Raw genomic sequence first — 19,704 nt, 5'->3', positions numbered from 1 at the left:
CCTCGGCCCCCGCTGGTGGAATACCTCCATCACTGGTCGCACCCACAGAACTCTTCAACCAAGCAGGGGCCGCGGAACCGGCTTTGCCGGGCCACAGGCGGATGGCCCCTCTCTCCGTGCAAGGGGCAGGGAACCGCCGCAGGCTCGAAGTGGGGGAGCGTGGGGGCCATAGAATGGCCTCTCATGAAAATTCTCCTGGTCAAGCTCTCGTCCCTGGGCGATGTGGTGCACACACTGCCCGTGGTGCAGGACATACGCGCCGCGTTGCCCCAGGCGCAAATTGACTGGGTGGTGGAGAAGTCCTTCGCCCCTTTGCTGGCGCGCAGCGAAGGCCTGCACCGCATCATTCCCTGCGAGATACGGCGCTGGCGCAAATCCTTCTGGACGGCGGCCACGCGCCAGGCCTGGCGTGCCTTCAAGCACGACTTGCAGCAGGAGGCTTATGACGCCGTGATCGACCTGCAAGGCCTGACCAAGTCCGCCCTGGTGGCGCGCCTGGCCCGGCTGGCGGCCGGCGGCAAACGCTATGCGCTGGCCAACCAGACCGACGGCTCGGGCTACGAGGCGCCCACACGCTGGGTGGCCGACGTCGCGATAGCGGTCGAGCCGCATATCCATGCGGTGTGGCGTTCGCGTGAACTGGCCGCGCGCGCGCTGGGCTACCGCTTTGCGGCCGCCGCTGACTTTGGCTTGAAAGTGGCTGCGGCGCCCGCAAAGACCCATGAACACTTCCCTAAGGGCCGTGTCGCCTTCATCCATGGTACTTCGCGCGCCGACAAGGAGTGGCCGCTGAGTCACTGGGTCGCGCTGGGCCAGCGCCTGAACACGGCCGGCTACCAGCTGCTGCTGCCGCACGGCAACGCCGCGGAGCTGGCCACCAGCGAGGCAATGGCTACGGCGCTGAACGGCGCGGCGGCGGGCTCGGCCCTGGTGCCGCCTGTGCTGGCGCTGGATGCGCTGGCTGAAGAACTCGCGCAATGCGCCGGCGTGATCGGCGTGGACAGCGGCGTGAGCCATATCGCCGTCGCGCTGGACCTGCCGCATGTGCAGATCTACAACTTCGACACCGCCTGGCGCACCGGGCCTGACGCGCTGGGCCATGGCGGCCGGCAGCTCAGCGTGTTTGCGCAGCCGGCGCCGGGTGTCGACGCCGTCTGGCAGGCCTGGCTGGCCTGCAGCACGGCCGGGGTCGCCGCATGAGCGCGGTGGCGCTGAAACTCTATTCGCTGCTGATGTGCTGCGGGCAGCCGCTGCTGCGCCGCAAACTGGCGCGCCGCGCAAAGCAGGAGCCCGGCTACCTGGAGGCGGTGGAAGAGCGCTTCGGCCGCTACACGCAGCCGGCCGAAACCCGTTCCGAACTGGTCTGGGTGCATGCGGTCTCGCTGGGCGAGACCCGCGCGGCGGCCGTGCTGCTCAAGGCCTTGCGTGAACGCCACCCCGGCCTGCGCATACTGCTCACGCACGGCACGGCCACCGGGCGCGCCGAGGGTGTGGCCTTGCTGCAGCCCGGTGACGTGCAGGTCTGGCAGCCCTGGGACAGCCCCGGGGCGGTGGCACGGTTTTTTGAACACTTCAAGCCGCGGCTTGGGCTGTTGATGGAAACCGAAATCTGGCCCAACCTGGTAGCCGCCGCAAAAACGCGCGCCATGCCGCTGGTGCTGGTCAACGGCAGGTTGTCTGAAAAATCGCTGAAGCAGGCACTCAGGATGTCGCCGCTGTCGGTGCCGGCCTATGCCGCGCTGTCGGCGGTGTACGCGCAGACGGACGACGACGCGCGCCGCTTTCGCCAGGCCGGCGCGACCGTCGGCGGCGTGTTCGGCAACCTCAAATTTGATGCCTCGCTGGACGAAGCCCAACAGGAAAGAGGCAAGTCCTGGCGCCGCGCGCTGGCCTTGCCGGTGATGATGTTCGCAAGCTCGCGCGAGGGCGAGGAAGAGCAGTTCCTGCAGCAGCTCAAGGCCATGGCCCAGTCCGAAAATGCGCCGGCGGCGGATGCCCCGCCGCAGGAGACCGGAAGCCGTTTCAGGATTTTGCTGGTGCCGCGCCACCCGCAGCGCTTTAACGAGGTGGAGGCGCTGGTGCGCCAGCACGGCCTGCGTGTGTCGCGCCGCTCCGGCTGGGATGACGCGGCAGGAGGCCCGACCGGCGAGGCGCTGCAGGCCGATGTGTGGCTGGGCGATTCGCTGGGCGAGATGGCCTTGTATTACGCGATGAGCGACGTCGCCTTGCTGGGCGGCAGCTTCGCGCCCCTGGGCGGCCAGAACCTGATCGAGGCCGCAGCCTGCGGCTGCCCCGTGGTCATGGGCCCGCATACCTTTAACTTCACCGAAGCCGCCGAACTGGCCGTGGAAGCCGGCGCGGCCCGGCGCGTGGTGGACATGGAGCAGGGCGTGCGCACCGCGCGCAAGTGGATGGACAGGCCTGATGCGCACGCCGCGGCCGTGGCGGCAGGGCTGGCCTTTGCCGACCGCAACCGCGGTGCCACGGCCAGGACCTTGGCTGCGCTGCAGGTTTTTCTGCCTTAACCAAGCAGGGGCCGCGGGACTGGCTTTGCCAGACCGCAGGCGCAGCGGCCCCTCGGGGGGCAGCGCATTACACGAAGTGAAAAGCGTGGGGGCTAACTCCTCACTTGATGGCAGGTGCAGTTACCCCAGGCGTACATGCGCAGGTGGTGCGCCCAGTCGCGCAGCGTGGCCCAGGCGCCGCCGGTGGCGACTTCCCAAGGCGTGAGGCCGAACATGCCCAGGCTGATGGAGGGCTCCACCGAGACCACCGAATGCCAGGTGCGCTTGGGAATGAACAGTGCATCGCCGGCTTCCACGCGGGCATGGTAGCCGTGGGCTTTTTCGAAGGACGCGAGTTCGCGGACCTGTTCGGGCAGGCGCGAGACGTTGATGTCGCTGAGCGTGGCGCCCCAGTCGTACTTGGCGGCCGGGCACATGTGCTGGCGCTGGTCGGGCGAGAAAAGGATGAACTCCTTGACGCCCTGCAGCTGCACAAACCAGTTGTGCGGGAAATCGTTGTGCAGGCCGGTCACGGTATTGGCCGGGCCCATGAAGACGTATTCCCAGGTCATGCGGCCGGGCCACAGGCTCTTGATGAGCAGGTCGCGGCGCAGCTCGGGGTATTTTTCCAGGATGTCCCACTGCGCCAGGTACAGGGTCGTCGGCTTGAACGACTGCATGTGGGCCCAGTTCAGGTGAAAACGCTCGCCGGGTTTGTAGCCGTCGCGCACCGGCTTGGGCAGCAGGCCGGCCATGGGGTCGGGCGTGCGCTGCGCCGCCTTGCCGAGTTCCCGCAGATAGGGCGCGACCGGCAGGAAGGGGCGGCCCTTGGTCACGCCTTGCTCGACCAGGCCGTCGGTGAACTTGACGGGCACCTCGGCGCCCTTGCCGGCGCAGACGTCGGCGAGGAACTCAAACGACCATTTTTTCCAGGCCGGCCAGTGGTGGATGCCGCCCTTGACCAGCACGGGTTTGTCAAACGGCTGGCGGCGGCCCGTGCGCTTGAGCTCTTCCCAGGTGGTTTCCTCGATCAGCTCGAAGCTGGGGCCTTTGGGAACGTGCACCGGCGCGTCGTGCACGCGTTCGGCCTCTATCGGCAGGGGCAGGGGATTGTGTGCGGGCATCAACATGGAAATTCTGGCCCCGGCACGGGGCCTTTGTTGGAGTGGTTGGCCGGAGTTTACCGGGCCAGCAGCGCGTTGATCTTCTGCAGGTCTTCCGGCGTCAGCGTGCCGTTGGCCTGGCGCAGTTTGAGGTCGCCCAGCAGCACGTCGTAGCGCGCCTTGGCCAGGTCGCGTTTGGTCTGGAACAGCTGGCTTTGCGAATTGAGCACGTCGATGTTGATGCGCACGCCGACCTGGTAGCCCAGCTTGTTGGCGTCCAGCGCGCTCTGGCTTGAGAGCTCGGCCGCCTCCAGCGCCTTGACCTGGCCCTGGCCCGACTGCACGCCGAAGTAGGCGGTGCGTGTGGCCTGCGCCACGGTGCGCCGCGCGCCTTCGAGGTCGCTCTTGGCCTTGTCGCGCAGCGACAGGGTTTCGCGCACGCGGTTTTGCGTGGAAAAGCCCGCGAACAACGGCACGTTGAGCAGCACGCCGACGGTGGTGGTGTTGGTGCGGAAGGCAAAGGGCGGGATGGTGGTGGCCGTGCCCGAAGGGTTGCGCGTCACGTTGTAGCTGGCCGTGGCGTCCAGCGTGGGCTTGTGGCCGGCTTCGGCCTTGTTCACCTCCAGCTCGGCGATCTCCACATTGCTTTGCGCCTGGCGGATGCTGGGGTGCACGAGTTCGGACTGTGACACCCAGGTGTCGACGTCGGCCGGCGTGATGGTCGGCAGGCCGACCGGGCTGGTCAGCGGCTTGGGCTGGGTTTCGGTCTTGCCGACCAGGGTGTCCAGCGCGATTTTTTTGACGCGCAGGTCGTTCTCGGCGGCCAGCTCCTGGGCGATCACCAGGTCGTAGCGGGCCTGGGCTTCGCGGGTGTCGGTGATGGTGGAGGTGCCGACCTCGAAGTTGCGCTTGGCCGAGGCCAGCTGCTCGGCCACGGCGGCTTTCTGGGCCCGCACAAAGGTCAGGGTGTCCTGCGCGGCCAGCACGTCGAAGTAGGCCTGGCTGGTGCGCACGATCAGATCCTGGTCGGCGGTTTCCAGCTGGGCCTTGGCCAGGTCCACCTGCCGGGAGGCTTGCTGGTAGGTGGCCCAGTTGGCCGGGCGGTACAGCGGCTGCGAGAGGTTGAGCGTGGCGTTTTGTGTGTTGAAGCTGCGGTCTATCACCGGGGCCGTGTTTTCAAACGCGGTGCGCGACACGCCGGCTGAGAGGCCCGCCGTCGGCAGGATGCCGGCCTTGGCCTGGTCGGCCTTGGCGAGGTTGGCGTCGTATTGCAGTTTGGCCGATTGGTAGGAAGCGTCGAAGGCGCGGGCCGATTCATACAGCTCGACGAGACTCTGGGCTTGCGCCAGGGGGGCCATGGCCAGCAGTGCCACGGCGGCCGCAATCGACAGGGGCAACATCGCCGGGCGGGCCGGCGGTTTCTTGGGCGTGGTCATAAGAGTCCTGAAGAAATGAAGGGATCGGCGAATAAAAAAGGATCAGTACACAGGCACGGAGCGGTCCACCTGCTGCGACCAGGCATTGATGCCGCCTTGCAGGTTGACGACTTCGGTGAAGCCGCTTTGCGTCAGGTAGTTGGCCACCTGCAGGCTGCGCATGCCGTGGTGGCACAGACAGGCAATCGGCTGGCCGGCACCGGCCTCTTGCAGCTCGGGCAGGCGCGCGGGGATCTCGCGCATGGGGATATGCACCAGCCGGAAGCCGTCTTCCTTGACCGTGGCCGTTTGCAGTTCCCAGGGCTCGCGCACGTCAAGCACCACGGGCAGGGCGGGCGCGCCCGCGCCGGCGTTGTCGCGCCAGGCGCTGAAGTCGGCGGGATTGAGCTGGGGAACCATGGGTGGCGCTTTCAGGTGTGTCGTGATCGGTCGTGATCGGTCGTGATCGGGTATTGCCGCCGGCTTTCAGAAGCTGAAGGCCGAGGGTTCAGGGAAGTTCAGCAGGCGCGGCGCCACGGTGTCCCAGGCCTGGGTGGTGCGCCAGGCGTCTTCGGCCACGCGGGTGACCAGGGTGGCGCGCATCACGGGCTCAAAGCCCACGATGGCGCTGAGGCGCCCGCCGACCTTGAGCAGGGACAGCAGCGAGGCCGGCACTTCGGCGACCGAGCCGCTGAGCACGATGACATCGAAGGGGCCGCGCAGCGGGTCGTTGCCGGCCACGGCTTGCGCCAGCTTGGCGGCACCGTCGCCGGTGCGCACCTCGGCGTTGTAGACGCCGGCGCGCTGCAGGTTGTCGCGTGCCATCTGCGCCAGCGTGGGGTCGATCTCAAGCGTGATCACCTGCTGCGCGCGGTGCGCCAGCAGGGCGGCCATGTAGCCGGAGCCGGCGCCGATCTCCAGCACTTTTTCGTGCTTTTGCACGGCCAGCTCCTGCAGGATGCGGGCTTCGACCTTGGGCGCCAGCATGCACTGGCTGGGGTTGGCCTGGGGCGGCAGCGGGATTTCCATGTCGACAAAGGCCAGGGCCTTGTGGGCCGCCGGCACGAAGTCTTCGCGCTTGACCACGGCGAGCAGGGAAAGGACCTGGTTGTCCAGCACTTCCCAGGGGCGGATTTGCTGTTCAATCATGTTGAATCGGGCTTGTTCGTAGTTCATGGCGGACCTGTGGTTGGGCGAAATAGGGGAAGAAAGGGAAGTGAAGAGGGGGTTCACGAGATAAACCTTTGATTTTAGCGGCCGGCCATGACAGGCGCAGGGCGGGCGGGCGGTGCTTCAGGGGCGGCGCCGTGGCGGGTTTTGGGGCCGAATTTGCGCTTGAACCACTGGCCCAGGTCGTCCAGGTAGCAATAGGTCACGGGCACCACCACCAGCGTCAGCAGCGAGGAGGTGATCACGCCGCCTATGACGGCCTGGCCCATGGGGGCGCGCTGCTCGGAGCCTTCCGTCAGGGCAAAGGCCAGCGGCACCATGCCGAAGATCATGGCCAGCGTGGTCATCAGGATGGGGCGCAGCCGGACCTTGGCGGCATGCAGCAGGGCCTCGCCGCGCTCCATGCCGGGCACGCGGTGGCCGTCCACGTCCAGCCGGTCGGCGCGCATGCGGATGGCGAAGTCGACCAGCAGGATGGCGTTCTTGGTGACCAGGCCCATCAGCATCACCACGCCGATGATGGAGAACATCGACAGCGTGGAGCGGAACAGCAGCAGCGCCAGCACCACGCCGATCAGGGTCAGCGGCAGCGAGGTCATCAGCGCCATGGGCTGCAAAAAGCTCTTGAACTGGCTGGCCAGGATCATGTAGATGAACAAAATCGCCATGACCAGCGCCGAGACCGCGTAGCCGAAGGACTCGGCCATGTTTTTGGTGGAGCCGCTGAACTGGTAGCGGTAGCCAGGCGGGAAGCTGAAGTTGTCGAGCACGGCCTTGATGTCGTTGGAGACCTCGCCGGCCGAGCGCTTGTAGACGTTGGCGTTGATGGCGACCTCGCGCGCCATGTCGCGTCGGTTGATCTGGTTGGGGCCGGTGGACTCCTTCACGGTCGCCACCTGGTTGAGCCGCACCACGCGCGAGGAGCCGTCGGCATTGCTGCCCATGGTGTTGCTCATGAAGGGCAGGCGCTCCAGGTCCTGCGGTGCGGTGCGGGCGCCGGGCGCCAGGCGCACATTGACGTCGTAGGTCTGGTCGTCGGGCGCGCGCCAGTTGCCCACCGTCTGGCCGGCCACCAGGGTGCGCAGCGAGGCGGCGATCTGCGACACCGACAGGCCCAGGTCGGAGGCCGCGTCGCGCCGCACGTCGACCTCGATCACCGGCTTGTCGGCTTTCACGCTGGAGTCCAGGTCCACCAGGCCGGGGATGCCCCGTATCTTGTCGCTGATGGCGCGCGTGAGCCGCTCGAGCTCCTTGAGGTCGGTGCCCTGCAGCGAAAACTCCACCTGCTTGTTGCCGCCCACCGCGTCAAGCAGGCCGACGTGCGTGACCGTGATGCCGGGCACCTGCTTGAGCCGCTCGCGCAGCACGCCCGACATCTCGTCGACGCTGCGCGTGCGCGCCTTGCGGTCCACCAGGCGCACGTAGACGCTGGCGTACATCTTGCCCTGGGCGTTGCCGGTGTTGAGCGTGGCCAGCGTGTATTTGACTTCGGGGAACTCGCGCACGATGGCCTCGACCTGGCGCGCCTTGGCTTCGGTGTTTTCCAGCGAGGAGCCCACCGGCGTGTAGAAGTTCAGCGTGGTCTCGGAGAAGTCGGCTTTGGGCACGAACTCGGTGCCCAGCAGCGGCACCATGAAGATGCTGGTGACAAAAATCAGCACCGCCAGCGCCAGCGTGGCCAGCTTGTGGCCCAGCGACCAGCGCAAGATGCCCTGGTAGCTGTCGCTCAGGGATTCGGTGGCGCGGTCGAACCAGCCGGTGACGCGGCCTATGGTCCTGTCGTAGAAGGTGACGGGCGCGCCCTGCCGGCCGTGCGCTTCGATGGCTGGGTCGTGCCAGACGCTGGAGAGCATGGGATCCAGCGTGAAGCTCACGAACATGGAGATCAGCACGGCGGCCACGATGGTCACGCCGAACTCGTGGAAGAACTTGCCGATGATGCCGCCCATAAAACCGATGGGCAGGAACACCGCCACGATGGAGAAAGTGGTGGCCAGCACGGCCAGGCCGATTTCCTGGGTGCCGTCCATCGAGGCCTGGTAGGGTGCCTTGCCCATCTGCACATGGCGCACGATGTTCTCGCGCACCACGATGGCGTCGTCGATCAGCAGGCCCACGCACAGCGACAGCGCCATCAGCGTGATCATGTTGATGGTGAAGCCGAACAAATTCATGAACAAAAAGGTGCCGATGATGGAGATCGGCAGCGTCAGCCCGGTGATCACCGTGGAGCGCCAGGAATTGAGGAACAGGAAGACGATAAGCACCGTCAGCAGCGCGCCTTCAATCAGGGTGCGGCGCACGTTCTCGACGGCCACGCGTATGGGTCGCGAGCCGTCGGTGATGAGTTCCAGCCGCGCGCCAGGCGGCAGCAGCGGCTGCAGCTCGGCCACGGCCTTGTTCAGGCCGTCGACCACGGCAATGGTGTTTTCGTCCTGGGCTTTTTGCACCGTCAGCAGCAGGGTGCGCTGGCCGTTGTAGAGCGCCAGGCTGTCGAGTTCCTGCGCGCCGTCGGCGATGCGGGCCACCTGGTCGACGGTGACCGCCGCGGCCGCCCCGCTGCCGGTATTCTTGCGCGCCACGATGATCTTGCCGAAGTCCTCGGGCCGCTTCATGCGCGCGTCTATCTTGACGACGCGCTCCTGCTGCAGCGAACGGATGGCGCCCACCGGCAGGTCCTGGTTTTCGTTGCGCACCGCATTGACCACCTGGTCGGCGGTGATGCCCAGCGACTCCATGGCCTGCGGGTTGAGGTAGACGTTGATCTCGCGTTTGGTGCCGCCCACCAGGGTGACCGAGCCGGCGCCGCGCACGTTCTCCAGGCGTTTTTTCAGCACCTGGTCGGCCCAGTTGGTCAACTCCACCGCATCCATGGCCTTGCCCTTGCCGGATTGGGGCAGCACGGCGACCGACCAGATGGCGCGGCTGGCCGGGTCGAAGCGCAGCACGCGCGGCTCCTTGACCTCGTCGCGAAAGCTCGGCCGGATGGCCGCGATTTTTTCGCGCACGTCCTCGGCGGCGCGGCGCCCGTCGATATAGAGCTGGAACTCCATGATGACCACGGCCTGGCCTTCATAGCTGCGCGAGGTCAGCGCGTTGATGCCGGCAATCGAGTTGACGCCTTCTTCAATCTTCTTGGTGACTTCGCTCTCGACGATTTCGGGCGAGGCGCCCGGGTATTCGGCGGTGATCACCACCACCGGGAAGTCGATGTTGGGAAACTGGTCGACCTGCATGCGCTGGTAGGAGAACAGCCCCAGCACCACGATGGCCAGCATGACCATGGTGGCGAACACGGGATTCTTGAGGCTGACCTGCGTGAACCACATGCGTGTGAAGCCTCAGGGCGCCGGTTTGGCGGGCGCGCTGGCGGCGGGCTGCGCGGAGGGCAGTTGCGTGAAGCGCACCTTGGTGCCTTCGCGCAGCGCGCCGATTTCGCCGCGCACGACAAGCGCGCCTTCTTCCAGGCCTTTGATGGCCACCACGCTGTCGCTACCGGCGGCGCCGCGCGCGCCCAGCTCGACGGTCTTGTGCACCACCACGCCGTTCTCCACGGCCTGCACATAGGGCGCGGGCTTGTCGGTGCGCACGGCGCTGACGGGCAGCGCCAGCAGCGAGGCGCGTGCCGTGCCCAGCGTGCCCTGGGCGAACAGGCCCTGGCGCAGCGGCGGGGCGCCGGCTTCGCCGGAAGCACCGGAAACGCCCGGGTTGTCGATGTTCAGGTAGGCCAGCACGCTGCGGCTGCCGGCCTGCGCGCTGGGGTTGATGCGCGCGACCACGGCCGTCACGGGTTGGCGGCTGCCTTCAATCTGCAGCTGGGCGCTCTGGCCGACGCGCACTTCCATGGAGTCGGTGGCGCTCAGCGTGGCCTCGAGTTCGAGCCGGCTCAGGTCCACGATTTCGACGATTTTGGTGTCTATGCCCACACGCTCGCCGGGCTGCGCCAGGCGCTGCGAGACCTGGCCGGAGATAGGCGCCTTGAGCACCGTGTCGTCCAGAGATTTGGCGGCCACGTCGGTCGCGGCCAGCGCGGCCTTGTAGGTGGACTGCGCGGCATTGAGGTTGGCTAGCGAGGTGTCCAGCGCGGTCTTGGAAATAAAGCCCTGGTCGACCAGCGCCTTGTTGTTGTCGTACTGGCGCTGCACCACGTCGACCTGGGCCTTGGCGGATTCGGCCTGTTCGCGGGCCTGGCGCACGCGCGACTGGTATTCGGCGGCGTCTATGCGCGCGATCACCTGGCCGGCCTTGACCACATCGCCCTCGCGCACCGCCAGGCCCTGCAGTTCGCCAGCGACGCGGGCCTTGATCACGGCGGAGTTGACGGCCTTGAGCGAACCCGAGACCGGCAGGCCCTGCACGACTTCGCGCACCTGGGCCTTGACCACGTCGGTGGCGGCCAGTTCCACCAGGCCCATGTCCTTGACGGCGCTGCTGGCGGCCAGCGCCTGCTGCTGGGCCTTGCGCGCGCCCAGCGCGCGCAGCACACCGCCCGCCACGAGCAGCACGATCAGGCCGGCGACCGCCCACTTGGCCCAGCGCTTCATGCGGCCTTCCTGTTGGCCACGGCGGCAACGGCCGGCGCGGAGATGCCGTTCAGGATGGTTTCCACCTGGAAGGCGATGTATTTTTGCGGGTCCAGGTCAATCTCGCTGCTTAGACACACGCCGCCGGAGTGCCTGGACAGGATCAGGAAAATCATGGGGGCGATCACGACATAGACGGCGTAGTCCAGGTTCATGGGGCGGAACTCGCCGCGGTCCATGCCGCGCTGCAGGATGCTGCGGATCAGGCCGTGCCCCGGCATGATGACTTCCTGCTGGTAGAAGGCCGCGATGTCGGGGAAGTTCTTGGCCTCGCTCATCATCAGCTTGGTCAGGCCCGAGGCGCGCGTCAGGCCCACCCGTTCCCACCAGCTGTTCATGCAGTAGGCCAGCAATTCGGAGGTGGTGCCTTCAAAGGTTTCCAGCTCGGCGCGCCACTCGGTGAAGCGGCCCGAGATGTTCTCGCGCACCACGGCCTTGAACAGCTCTTCCTTGCTCTGGAAATAAAGGAACAAGGTGCCCTTGGAGACGCCGGCGCGGGCGGCGACTTCCTCGGCGCGGGTGGCGGCAAAGCCTTTTTCGACAAAAAGGTCCAATGCGGCATCCAGGAGTTCGCCCGGGCGCGCTTCCTTGCGGCGCTCCCGCTTGGCGGCGACCGCGGTGTTGTCGTGGAAAAGTTTGGAAAGAGACATAGTTACTGACTGACTGGTTAGTAATATATCTGCTTACTTTCCGACCGTCAACCCAAAGTATTGAGTGTCGCCGGGGCGCCCGGACTCAAAGGTAAACCCACGGTAAAGCCTTGCTGGGCGCTGCTTTGGCGCCACAGGGGGTGGGCTTTATGCCGGCTGAAAACGCCCAACGGTCAGCGCCAGCCACTCGCGCAGCACCTGCCGCGAGGCCTGCAGGCCCTGCGCCGAGGGCAGCCATTCCAGCGGTTCGCTTTGGGCCGGCAGCACATAGCCCATGGGTGCGGGCGTGACGGCCAGGCCGGCCTGTTCAAAAGCCAGCACCGCGCGCGGCATGTGCCAGGCATGAGTCACCAGCGCGATGCGCTGGACACCGGCCTGGCGCAGCAGCGGTGCCATCAGGCGCGCATTGCCCGCCGTGTCGCGCGACTGGGATTCACGCCAGCGCAGCGCCAGGCCGTAGTCCTGCTGCAGCACGCGGGCGGCGACTTCGGCTTCGGGTTCGGTTTGGGTGCTGTGGGCCGCCCAGCCCAGGCCGCCGCTAAAAGCCAGCGGCAGGCCGGACTGCCGGGCCAGCCAGGCGCCGTAGCGCAGTCGCGCGGCGGTGGCCGCGGCCGGCTGGCTGTGGCCGTATTCGGGCGCCACGGGCAGCACGTCGCCGCCCAGGATGACGATGGCCTGCACTTTCCGGGCCTTGAGCCCGGCCAGGTCCAGCGGCGCGAATTGCGGCAAGGCCGTGCGCGCCAGCCACACCGCCGTGCCGTGGCAACTGAGCAGCGCCAGCAGCAGCACGGAAATGGTCGCCAGCGCGAGCCCGCTTCTTTTTTTGTTGAACCAGGCCAGCAGCAGGCCCAGCAAGGTCAGCAGCAGCGGCGAGACCGGCGGCAGCGCCAGGGCGGCCAGCACGGGCTTGAGTGCGCCTAAGTCCATGGCCGGCCGGGGGATACAGCGCTAGTAGCGCTAATTAATAGAAGGCCTGCAAGCCGGTCTGCGCGCGGCCCAGGATCAGCGCATGCACGTCGTGCGTGCCTTCGTAGGTGTTGACGGTTTCCAGGTTGATCATGTGGCGGATCACGTGGTACTCGTCATGGATGCCGTTGCCGCCGTGCATGTCGCGCGCCATGCGGGCGATGTCCAGCGACTTGCCGCAGCTGTTGCGCTTGATCAGTGAAATCATTTCGGGCACGGCCTTGTCTTCGTCCATGAGCCGGCCGACGCGCAGGCAGGCCTGCAGGCCCAGCGTGATTTCGGTCTGCATGTCGGCCAGCTTTTTCTGGATCAGCTGGTTTTGCGCCAGCGGGCGGCCGAACTGCTGGCGGTCCAGGGTGTACTGGCGGGCGCGGAACCAGCAGTCCTCGGCCGCGCCCAGCGCGCCCCAGGCGATGCCGTAACGCGCCTTGTTGAGGCAGCCGAAGGGACCCTTCAAGCCGCTCACATTGGGCAGCAAATTCTCTTCGGGCACAAACACGTCGTCCATCACGATCTCGCCGGTGATCGACGCGCGCAAACTCATCTTGCCCTCGATCTTGGGCGCGGTCAGGCCCTTCATGCCTTTTTCCAGCACAAAGCCGCGAATGCTTTCCTGGCCGCCGACCTTGCCGTCAGGGTCCTGCAGCTTGGCCCAGACGATGAAGACGTCGGCGATGGGGCTGTTGGTGATCCACATCTTGGCGCCCTTGAGGATGAAGCCGCCGTCAACGGGCTTGGCGCGCGTCAGCATGCTGGCCGGGTCGGAGCCGTGGTTGGGCTCGGTCAGGCCGAAGCAGCCCACCCATTCGCCGGTGGCCAGCTTGGGCAGGTATTTCTGCTTCTGCGCCTCGCTGCCGTAGGCGTTGATGGGGTGCATGACCAGCGAGCTTTGCACGCTGATGGCGCTGCGGTAGCCGCTGTCCACGCGCTCGACCTCGCGCGCCACCAGGCCGTAGCTCACGTAGTTGAGGCCGGCGCAACCGTAGCCTTCAATCGTGGAGCCCAGGAAGCCCATGGCGCCCGCTTCATTCATGATCTCGCGGTCGAATTTCTCGTGGCGTGCCGCCATCAGCACGCGCGGCTGCAGCTTCTCCTGGCAAAAGGCGTGGGCTGCGTCAGCGATGGCGCGTTCGTCTTCGCTGAGCTGCTCCATGAAGAAGAACGGGTCCTGCCAGTTGAAGGTAGTTTTCATGGGTTGTGTCTCCGGAAAAGAGGAAATGGCTTGGTTTGCAGTGTAGGGGGCGCGGCTCGGGCACCGGCGGCCATGCGTGATTGTTTGACAAGCATGAATAGTTGTCTAATATCAAATATCGATTCAACGATATAAAAAACATATTCATGGAATTCCGCCACCTCCGCTATTTCCTGGTCCTGGCCGAGGAGCTGCACTTCGGCCGCGCCGCCCGGCGCCTGTCGATTTCGCAGCCGCCGCTGTCGCTCAATATCCAGCAGCTGGAGGCTTCCATAGGCGCGAAGCTGTTCACGCGCAGCAGCAAGCAGGTCACCTTGACGGCCGCGGGCCAGGCTTTTGTGCCGGCGGCGCGCGCCCTGCTGGACCAGGCCGCGCAGGCGGCCGGCCATGCGCGCGACGTGGGCCAGGGCATGGCTGGCAGCCTGGCGATAGGCTTTTCGGGCACCATGCTTTACAGCGGCCTGCCCGCCATCCTGGAGCGCTTCCAGGCCGAGCACCCATTGCTGCGGCTCACGCTCAAGGAGCTCAGCTCCAGCGAGCAACTGGTGGAGTTGGCGCATGACCGGCTGGACCTGGGTTTTGTGCACACCACGCGCGTGCCGCCCGAACTGTCGCAAATCCTGGTGTCCAGCCAGGCTTTGGTCTGCTGCCTGCCTGCCGGCCATGCGCTGGCGCGCAAGCGCTCGCTGTCGCTTTCGGCCTTGCAGGGCCAGCCCTTTGCGGTGGTGTCGCGCGCGGTCTCGCCCGATTACCACGAGCGCATCCTGGCGATCTGCACCGAAGCCGGCTTTTACCCCGAGATGCGCTACGAACTGCGGCATTGGCTCAGCGTGGTCTCGCTGGTGTCGCAGGGCATGGGCGTGGCGCTGGTGCCGGCTGCGCTGCGGCAGTCGGCCATGGCCGGTGCGGCTTTTGTGCCGCTGGATGCGGCCACCACGCCTTACGATACGCATTGCCTCTGGAAAACCGCGCGCGACCACCAGGCGCTGGCGGCTTTTGTCAAGGCGGTGCGCGCGATGGCGCCGGCGGCCGCCCGCTGAAAGACCTTGCGGAAAGTATGTCCACCGCTGGGGGCTCAAAACTGCGACCATGGGGCAGTTCATAGTCTTCAGGAGAACGGCATCAACCCGTATATCTGGTGTGTGGTGGGCGCTCTCTTCGGCGGCGCCGCCTGCTTGCTCGCGGGCACCCGCGAAAAAATCCTTATCCTCGAAAACCTCGGTGTTGGTGTGTTCGGCGCCTACATAGGCGGCGACTTCGTGGCCGCTATCCTGAGCCACGGCAAGACCAACGACACGGTGTTCAGCATGGGCTCGCTGGGCCTGGCCGTCACCGGTGCCGTCACGGCGCTGGTGCTGTTGCGGCTGATGCGCCGCGCCGTCGGCCCCATGCACCGCAGCAAGGGCCCGCGCCGCCGCGGTTGAGCCTGTGCCGGGCAAGGGCAAGCGAGCCGGCCGCGGCAGTTGTGCGGCCTGCGGCGTAAGATTTCCGCTCATTTCACGACCAACGGTTTTCAGCGGAGATAGCCATGTCCTCATCCCTTCAAACCATCACCCTGGGCGGTGGCTGCTTCTGGTGCACGGAGGCGGTCTACGTCAAGGTGCGCGGCGTCACCGACGTCGAATCGGGCTACAGCAACGGCCAGGCCGCGCGGCCCAGCTATGAGGAAGTCTGCACCGGCCGCACCGGCAGCAACGAGGTGGTCAAGCTGACCTACGACCCGGCCGAGATCACGCTCAAGGAAATCCTCGAGATCTTTTTTGTGATCCATGACCCGACCAGCCTGAACCGTCAGGGCAATGACGCCGGCACGCAGTACCGCAGCGGCATTTACTACTCGACGCCCGAGCAGAAGGAAGTCATAGACGACTTCATACGCCAGGCCAGCCAGGACAAGCTTTTCGGCAAGCCCATCGTGACCGAGGTGCTGCCGGTGGAAAATTACTGGCCGGCCGAGGCCTACCACCAGGACTATTTCGAGAACAACCCCAACCAGGGTTATTGCGCTTTTGTGGTGGGCCCCAAGGTCGAGAAATTCCGCAAGACTTTTGCCTCGCGGGTGAAGGACTGAGCGTTGTCTATCCGCAGATGAATCTGCGGATAAAAATGATCAGCGTGTGAGCCGGGTCGGCCTTAGACCCGCCGCTGCGCGAAGTAAAACCATTCCTGGCCGACTTCGCCGCGCGGATTCGGAAACACCACAAAGCCGTCGGCCGGCGCGGTGACGGCTTCGCCGCCGTGCCGCATGCCTATGGCTTCGCCGGCCTTCACCGCGTCAAAGCTGCGCCATTCGCGGGTGAAGCTGTCGCCCGCATGCTCGCGGTCCATCACATCGACCAGGCGCAGGATTTCGCGCTCCATGGGCACCGGCGCGGCGGGCTGCGCGATCAAGCCCAGCAAGCCCAGGGTCTGCAAAATCGCGTAGCGCGCCACCAGCACCGCCTGCGGGTCTTCGTGCTGGCCGCATTCCAGTGTCACGCCGTAGCCGCCGCGCGAGCGCATGTACTCGGTTGTGCCCACGCCGTAATTCGGGTCGGTCACCAGGCTTTGGGCGCGGCTGGCCCCGCCTGCTTCGGCCGCCGCCGAGCGCCGCTTCACGCCGCGCGCATAGGTCTCCAGCCAGCCTTCGACGATGCGGTGCGGCCCGGTGTGCAGCGCCAGCTGCATTTCATCGGCTGCATGGGAGAAGGGCTCCAGCGCCCCGTGGTTGTTCTGCGGGCCGATCATCACAAAGGGCGCGCCGCCGGTGTGGAAGGAGTGCAGGTCCAGCAGCACATCGTGCGCATCCAGCAGCGGGCACAGCACATTGGCGATGCGGTCCTCGAAATCCTGCGGTATCGCGCTGGGCGCCATGTTGCGGTTGAGGTTGCGCTCGCCCATGCGCTGCTTGAGGCTGTAGGCCAGCGGGTTGGTCACTGGCACAAAGGTCACGGTGCCGCGCTCGATCGCCAGCGCGCCGCCGTCGATTTCCTCGAGCAGTTGCGTGATGGCGCGCGTGCCGCAGGTTTCGTTGCCGTGCACGGCGCCGGTGACCAGCAGCCGCGGGCCGGGGGCCAGGCCGTGGTAGGTGTGGGCGCGCAGGTGGGTGGGGTATTTGGGGGACATGGGTGTTACCGTGAGGTGAGTGGGTGGAGCGCCGGGCGTGCGCGTTCATAGGAGGTTATAGCGCAGCGCCGGTTTGTGCCGCCGTTGGCGGTATACATTAGCCTCCATCGTGGTCAGGCATCGCGCGATGCGGCACAAAAAACCGGCGAAAAGCCCTTCTTAAGAATTCCGCATGCACGCTGTTTGCAAAACCCTGTTCCTGGCGCTGCTCATAGGCCTGGTGCTGTTTGTCCTGGCCTTCGGCACGCCGGTCCTCAGCATGTTCACCTCAGCCAAGGTGCTGGAGTGGGCGGGCTGCTCCTCGGCCGGCTTTGACAACCCGGCCATACGTTGCGGCTACGGTGGCGGCGGCGTGGTCAGTGAGCGCTTCGGCCCGCTCAGCTACTGGTTCACGACCTTGCTGGCGCCGTATTTCCTGGTCAAGCATTTTTGGGATGTGCTGCTGGGCTGGCTGGTCTTGATTGCACTGTTCGGCGGACTGGCCACGGCCAACGGCAAGGGTAAGCCTGCGGCGAGACGGGCGGGCGCTTGGCCGGATACGCGGCCTGAAAGCTGAGCCCGTTTCGGCTGCTTTACACAAAGCAGGATTGGAAAGGGCGTAATTGCGGTAATAATGCAACTCGATTGCGTTAATTGAAATCCGCAGCACTACGCACCCCATGACCGACCGTCCGTCCGATCCCATAGACACCTTGCTGTCCGCCCACGGCCTGCGCCGCACCGCGGCGGCGCGACTGGTGCTGGGTTGGCTGCTGGCGCATCCTGACACCAGCTATACCCATGCGCAGCTGCAGGCGGCGCTGGCCGGCGACGCCGAGGAGGCTCTGGACCGCGTCACGCTGTACCGCCTGATAGACCGGCTCACGCAGGTGGGGTTGTTGCTGTGCCGGGTCGATGCCAAACGTGTGCGGCGCTACCAGGCCATGCCCAGCAGCGTGCATGCGATCCCGCATTTTGAATGCCAGAGCTGCCACCGCGACAGCCCGCTGGACGGCGCATTCTCGGGGGCTTTAAAAGCCAACGCCAACGACCTGGAGCGCGCCGCGCAGACCGCGCTGGAAGCCTTGAAAGCCCTGGGCTACCAGGGCATGAGCATGGATTTCGCGGTGCGCGGCGTGTGCGCCGACTGCGCGAGCACCGCACCGGGCACGGCCTCTTCATGATCAGCACGCGCGAGCTTGTTTACCGCTATGCGGGCGGCCCCGAACTGCGCTTCGAGGACGTGGATGTGGCCCAGGGCGGCGTGCTGCTGCTGCGCGGTGCGTCGGGTTCGGGCAAGTCGACCTGGCTGGCGCTGGCCGCTGGCTTGCTGGCGCCCGCTGACGGCGAGATCACGGTGGCGGGCCAGGCCATGCAGGTGCTGGGCAAGGTCGCGGGCGATGCCTGGCGCGCCGCCACCATTGGTTTTTTGCCGCAAAAACTGCATTTGAGCGCCGCGCTCACGGTGCACGGCAACCTGGCTATGGCGCAGTGGGCCGCGGGCCGGCCGGCCGACGAAGCCGGCATCGCCGAAGCGCTGGCCGCGCTGGATGTAGAGGCGCTGGCGCAGCGCAAGCCGGCGCAGCTCTCGGGCGGCCAGGCGCAGCGTGTGGCGCTGGCGCGCGCGGTGCTGCTCAAGCCCCAGGTGATCCTGGCCGACGAACCGACGGCCAGCCTGGACGACGAGGCCGCCGCGGCCTCGCTGGACTTGCTGCGGGCCACAGCGCGGCGGCAGGGCGCGACGCTGGTGATTTCCACGCACGATGCCCGCGTGGCGGAATTTTTCAAAGACGAAAAAGGCCTCAAGGCCTTGCAGCTTGGGCGCCGCCAGCCATGAAGACCATCGCATTCGCCTGGCGCTACCTGTGGTCGCGTCCGCTGGCCGCGGCGCTGAACCTGCTGTTGCTCACGCTGGGGCTGGCGTCCATCACCTTCCTGCTGCTGGTGGGCCACCAGATCAACCAGGCTTTTGACCGCGACCTGGCCGGCATCGACGTGGTGGTGGGCGCCAAAGGCAGCCCCATGCAGCTGATTCTTTCGGGGGTGTTCCACCTCGACGTGCCGACCGGCAATGTGCCGCTGGCCGCGGTGAAGGAACTCGAAAAACATCCCCAGGTTGCCAAGATCATTCCGATCAGCCTGGGCGACAGCTTTCGCGGCTTTCGCATTGTGGGGACCACGCCCGACTACATCAGCCACTACGAAGCGCAGCTGGCGCAGGGCACGCTGTGGGCCAAGCCCATGCAGGCGGTGATAGGCGCGCAGGTGGCGCGGCAGACCGGCCTGAAAGTGGGCGACAGCTTCACCGGCACGCACGGCCTGGGCGGCGGGGGCGAGGAGCACAAGCTCAGCCCCTATGTGGTGTCCGGCGTGCTGGCGCCCAGCCGCACGGTGCTGGACCGCCTGGTGCTGACGGCCACCGAATCGGTCTGGCAGGTGCATGAGACCGACACGGCGCTGGACGACGACGACCGCAAGGTGCTGGAGGAAGACCGCGAAATCACGCTGGCGCTGATCCAGTACAAAACACCGCTGGCGGCGGTGACCTTCCCGCGCTACATCAACAGCAGCACCGAGATGCAGGCCGCCGCGCCGGCGCTGGAGATCACGCGCCTGCTGAGCATGGTGGGCGTGGGCACCGATGTGCTGCGCGCGCTGGCCGGCGTGCTGCTGCTCACGGCGGGCCTGAGCGTGTTCATCGCGCTGTGGGGCGCGGTGCGCGAGCGCCGGGCCGACCTGGCGCTGCTGCGCATGCTGGGCGCGCCGCCGGGCAAGGTGGCCGGCCTGTTGCTGTGCGAAGCCTTGTGGCTGGCCTTGTTGGCCACGGTGCTGGGCGTGCTGGCGGGCCAGGGGCTGACAGCCTTGCTGGGCTGGGCGCTGCAGCTCGAAAAATCCGTGTTGATCGGCGCCGTGTCCTGGCCGGTCGAACTGGTAAGCGTGCCGGTACTGGCCCTGGGGGTGGCGCTGGCGTCCGCGCTGCTGCCCGCCTGGGAGGCCTACCGGGTCAGTGTGTTTGAACTTCTCCAATCAAGGTAAC

19 protein-coding genes are annotated in these 19,704 nt (G+C 66.5%); 9 read left to right on the top strand and 10 right to left on the bottom strand.

The window, feature by feature from the left end; genetic code table 11:
* Window positions 1-183: 183 nt before the first annotated feature.
* Together waaC and BLQ85_RS07420 are read left to right on the top strand one after the other, a co-directional pair.
* On the top strand, window positions 184-1,200 hold the full coding sequence (gene waaC, locus BLQ85_RS07425; protein ID WP_074575666.1) for a lipopolysaccharide heptosyltransferase I: 1,017 nt from the start codon (window positions 184-186) through the stop codon (window positions 1,198-1,200).
* Window positions 1,197-2,525, top strand: coding sequence for a 3-deoxy-D-manno-octulosonic acid transferase (locus tag BLQ85_RS07420; protein WP_074575665.1), 1,329 nt, complete (start codon window positions 1,197-1,199; stop codon window positions 2,523-2,525). Before waaC ends, BLQ85_RS07420 begins: the two co-directional genes overlap by 4 nt.
* 92 nt (window positions 2,526-2,617) lie before the next feature.
* Here the strand turns inward: BLQ85_RS07420 and BLQ85_RS07415 are convergent, their stop codons facing one another.
* The 9 genes from BLQ85_RS07415 to BLQ85_RS07375 all read right to left on the bottom strand — a co-directional run bounded on the left by BLQ85_RS07415 (window position 2,618) and on the right by BLQ85_RS07375 (window position 13,583).
* Window positions 2,618-3,628: a cupin-like domain-containing protein gene (locus tag BLQ85_RS07415; RefSeq protein WP_254779736.1), complete on the bottom strand. Its 1,011-nt coding sequence runs from the start codon at window positions 3,626-3,628 to the stop codon at window positions 2,618-2,620.
* Between the two features lie 56 nt (window positions 3,629-3,684).
* Window positions 3,685-5,043 (bottom strand): TolC family outer membrane protein, encoded by a 1,359-nt coding sequence (locus tag BLQ85_RS07410; RefSeq protein WP_074575663.1) that lies wholly within the window; start codon window positions 5,041-5,043, stop codon window positions 3,685-3,687.
* A gap of 42 nt (window positions 5,044-5,085) precedes the next feature.
* Window positions 5,086-5,442, bottom strand: coding sequence for a rhodanese-like domain-containing protein (locus BLQ85_RS07405; protein ID WP_074575662.1), 357 nt, complete (start codon window positions 5,440-5,442; stop codon window positions 5,086-5,088).
* 66 nt (window positions 5,443-5,508) lie between these two features.
* The gene (locus BLQ85_RS07400; RefSeq protein WP_074575661.1) at window positions 5,509-6,198 is read right to left on the bottom strand and encodes a protein-L-isoaspartate O-methyltransferase family protein; all 690 of its coding nucleotides are present in this window, start codon (window positions 6,196-6,198) and stop codon (window positions 5,509-5,511) included.
* Between the two features lie 74 nt (window positions 6,199-6,272).
* Window positions 6,273-9,521 carry an efflux RND transporter permease subunit gene (locus BLQ85_RS07395; RefSeq protein ID WP_074575660.1) on the bottom strand — a complete coding sequence of 1,083 codons (3,249 nt, stop codon included), beginning with the start codon at window positions 9,519-9,521 and terminating at the stop codon, window positions 6,273-6,275.
* 12 nt (window positions 9,522-9,533) lie between these two features.
* Complete coding sequence (locus BLQ85_RS07390) at window positions 9,534-10,736, bottom strand: efflux RND transporter periplasmic adaptor subunit (RefSeq protein WP_074575659.1); 1,203 nt, start codon at window positions 10,734-10,736, stop codon at window positions 9,534-9,536.
* Entirely contained in the window at window positions 10,733-11,425 is a 693-nt protein-coding gene (locus tag BLQ85_RS07385) for a TetR/AcrR family transcriptional regulator (RefSeq protein ID WP_074575658.1), read from the bottom strand. Before BLQ85_RS07385 ends, BLQ85_RS07390 begins: the two co-directional genes overlap by 4 nt.
* A 147-nt stretch (window positions 11,426-11,572) precedes the next feature.
* Window positions 11,573-12,352: a YdcF family protein gene (locus BLQ85_RS07380; protein WP_074575657.1), complete on the bottom strand. Its 780-nt coding sequence runs from the start codon at window positions 12,350-12,352 to the stop codon at window positions 11,573-11,575.
* A gap of 34 nt (window positions 12,353-12,386) precedes the next feature.
* Window positions 12,387-13,583 (bottom strand): acyl-CoA dehydrogenase, encoded by a 1,197-nt coding sequence (locus tag BLQ85_RS07375; protein WP_074575656.1) that lies wholly within the window; start codon window positions 13,581-13,583, stop codon window positions 12,387-12,389.
* 146 nt (window positions 13,584-13,729) lie between these two features.
* On the opposite strand from BLQ85_RS07375, the gene BLQ85_RS07370 reads away from it, so the two are divergent.
* The 3 genes from BLQ85_RS07370 (at window position 13,730) to msrA (ending at window position 15,654) form a co-directional block, all read left to right on the top strand.
* Entirely contained in the window at window positions 13,730-14,623 is an 894-nt protein-coding gene (locus tag BLQ85_RS07370) for a LysR family transcriptional regulator (protein WP_074575655.1), read from the top strand.
* A gap of 102 nt (window positions 14,624-14,725) precedes the next feature.
* On the top strand, window positions 14,726-15,007 hold the full coding sequence (locus BLQ85_RS07365) for a hypothetical protein (RefSeq protein WP_074575654.1): 282 nt from the start codon (window positions 14,726-14,728) through the stop codon (window positions 15,005-15,007).
* Window positions 15,008-15,111: 104 nt separating this feature from the next.
* Complete coding sequence (gene msrA, locus BLQ85_RS07360; RefSeq protein ID WP_074575653.1) at window positions 15,112-15,654, top strand: peptide-methionine (S)-S-oxide reductase MsrA; 543 nt, start codon at window positions 15,112-15,114, stop codon at window positions 15,652-15,654.
* 62 nt (window positions 15,655-15,716) lie between these two features.
* Here the strand turns inward: msrA and BLQ85_RS07355 are convergent, their stop codons facing one another.
* The gene (locus BLQ85_RS07355; RefSeq protein WP_074575652.1) at window positions 15,717-16,688 is read right to left on the bottom strand and encodes a M14 family metallopeptidase; all 972 of its coding nucleotides are present in this window, start codon (window positions 16,686-16,688) and stop codon (window positions 15,717-15,719) included.
* 172 nt (window positions 16,689-16,860) lie between these two features.
* Here BLQ85_RS07355 and BLQ85_RS07350 point away from each other — a divergent pair, with 172 nt between their 5' ends.
* The 4 genes from BLQ85_RS07350 (at window position 16,861) to BLQ85_RS07335 (ending at window position 19,703) form a co-directional block, all read left to right on the top strand.
* Complete coding sequence (locus BLQ85_RS07350) at window positions 16,861-17,244, top strand: hypothetical protein (protein WP_074575651.1); 384 nt, start codon at window positions 16,861-16,863, stop codon at window positions 17,242-17,244.
* Window positions 17,245-17,347: 103 nt separating this feature from the next.
* Window positions 17,348-17,851 carry a Fur family transcriptional regulator gene (locus BLQ85_RS07345; RefSeq protein ID WP_074575650.1) on the top strand — a complete coding sequence of 168 codons (504 nt, stop codon included), beginning with the start codon at window positions 17,348-17,350 and terminating at the stop codon, window positions 17,849-17,851.
* The gene (locus BLQ85_RS07340) at window positions 17,848-18,504 is read left to right on the top strand and encodes an ABC transporter ATP-binding protein (protein WP_074575865.1); all 657 of its coding nucleotides are present in this window, start codon (window positions 17,848-17,850) and stop codon (window positions 18,502-18,504) included. Before BLQ85_RS07345 ends, BLQ85_RS07340 begins: the two co-directional genes overlap by 4 nt.
* Entirely contained in the window at window positions 18,501-19,703 is a 1,203-nt protein-coding gene (locus BLQ85_RS07335; protein ID WP_074575649.1) for an ABC transporter permease, read from the top strand. The genes BLQ85_RS07340 and BLQ85_RS07335 overlap by 4 nt, the downstream gene beginning before the upstream one ends.
* Window position 19,704: the final 1 nt, after the last annotated feature.

The organism is Polaromonas sp. JS666, assembly GCF_900103405.1.
GTDB lineage: Bacteria > Pseudomonadota > Gammaproteobacteria > Burkholderiales > Burkholderiaceae_C > Polaromonas.
The sequence above is the reverse complement of the archived record's forward strand: the minus strand, read 5'-3'. Positions and strand labels throughout refer to the sequence as shown.

Excerpts from the sequence above, each read along its gene's own strand:
- msrA (WP_074575653.1), top strand. The coding sequence starts at position 15,112 with ATGTCCTCATCCCTTCAAACCATCACCCTGGGCGGTGGCTGCTTCTGG.
- BLQ85_RS07395 (WP_074575660.1), bottom strand. The coding sequence starts at position 9,521 with ATGTGGTTCACGCAGGTCAGCCTCAAGAATCCCGTGTTCGCCACCATG.
- BLQ85_RS07400 (WP_074575661.1), bottom strand. The coding sequence starts at position 6,198 with ATGAACTACGAACAAGCCCGATTCAACATGATTGAACAGCAAATCCGC.
- BLQ85_RS07345 (WP_074575650.1), top strand. The coding sequence starts at position 17,348 with ATGACCGACCGTCCGTCCGATCCCATAGACACCTTGCTGTCCGCCCAC.
- BLQ85_RS07380 (WP_074575657.1), bottom strand. The coding sequence starts at position 12,352 with ATGGACTTAGGCGCACTCAAGCCCGTGCTGGCCGCCCTGGCGCTGCCG.
- BLQ85_RS07375 (WP_074575656.1), bottom strand. The coding sequence starts at position 13,583 with ATGAAAACTACCTTCAACTGGCAGGACCCGTTCTTCTTCATGGAGCAG.
- BLQ85_RS07420 (WP_074575665.1), top strand. The coding sequence starts at position 1,197 with ATGAGCGCGGTGGCGCTGAAACTCTATTCGCTGCTGATGTGCTGCGGG.
- BLQ85_RS07415 (WP_254779736.1), bottom strand. The coding sequence starts at position 3,628 with ATGCCCGCACACAATCCCCTGCCCCTGCCGATAGAGGCCGAACGCGTG.
- BLQ85_RS07355 (WP_074575652.1), bottom strand. The coding sequence starts at position 16,688 with ATGTCCCCCAAATACCCCACCCACCTGCGCGCCCACACCTACCACGGC.
- BLQ85_RS07385 (WP_074575658.1), bottom strand. The coding sequence starts at position 11,425 with ATGTCTCTTTCCAAACTTTTCCACGACAACACCGCGGTCGCCGCCAAG.
- BLQ85_RS07370 (WP_074575655.1), top strand. The coding sequence starts at position 13,730 with ATGGAATTCCGCCACCTCCGCTATTTCCTGGTCCTGGCCGAGGAGCTG.
- BLQ85_RS07335 (WP_074575649.1), top strand. The coding sequence starts at position 18,501 with ATGAAGACCATCGCATTCGCCTGGCGCTACCTGTGGTCGCGTCCGCTG.
- BLQ85_RS07410 (WP_074575663.1), bottom strand. The coding sequence starts at position 5,043 with ATGACCACGCCCAAGAAACCGCCGGCCCGCCCGGCGATGTTGCCCCTG.
- BLQ85_RS07405 (WP_074575662.1), bottom strand. The coding sequence starts at position 5,442 with ATGGTTCCCCAGCTCAATCCCGCCGACTTCAGCGCCTGGCGCGACAAC.
- BLQ85_RS07390 (WP_074575659.1), bottom strand. The coding sequence starts at position 10,736 with ATGAAGCGCTGGGCCAAGTGGGCGGTCGCCGGCCTGATCGTGCTGCTC.
- BLQ85_RS07340 (WP_074575865.1), top strand. The coding sequence starts at position 17,848 with ATGATCAGCACGCGCGAGCTTGTTTACCGCTATGCGGGCGGCCCCGAA.
- BLQ85_RS07350 (WP_074575651.1), top strand. The coding sequence starts at position 16,861 with ATGCACGCTGTTTGCAAAACCCTGTTCCTGGCGCTGCTCATAGGCCTG.
- waaC (WP_074575666.1), top strand. The coding sequence starts at position 184 with ATGAAAATTCTCCTGGTCAAGCTCTCGTCCCTGGGCGATGTGGTGCAC.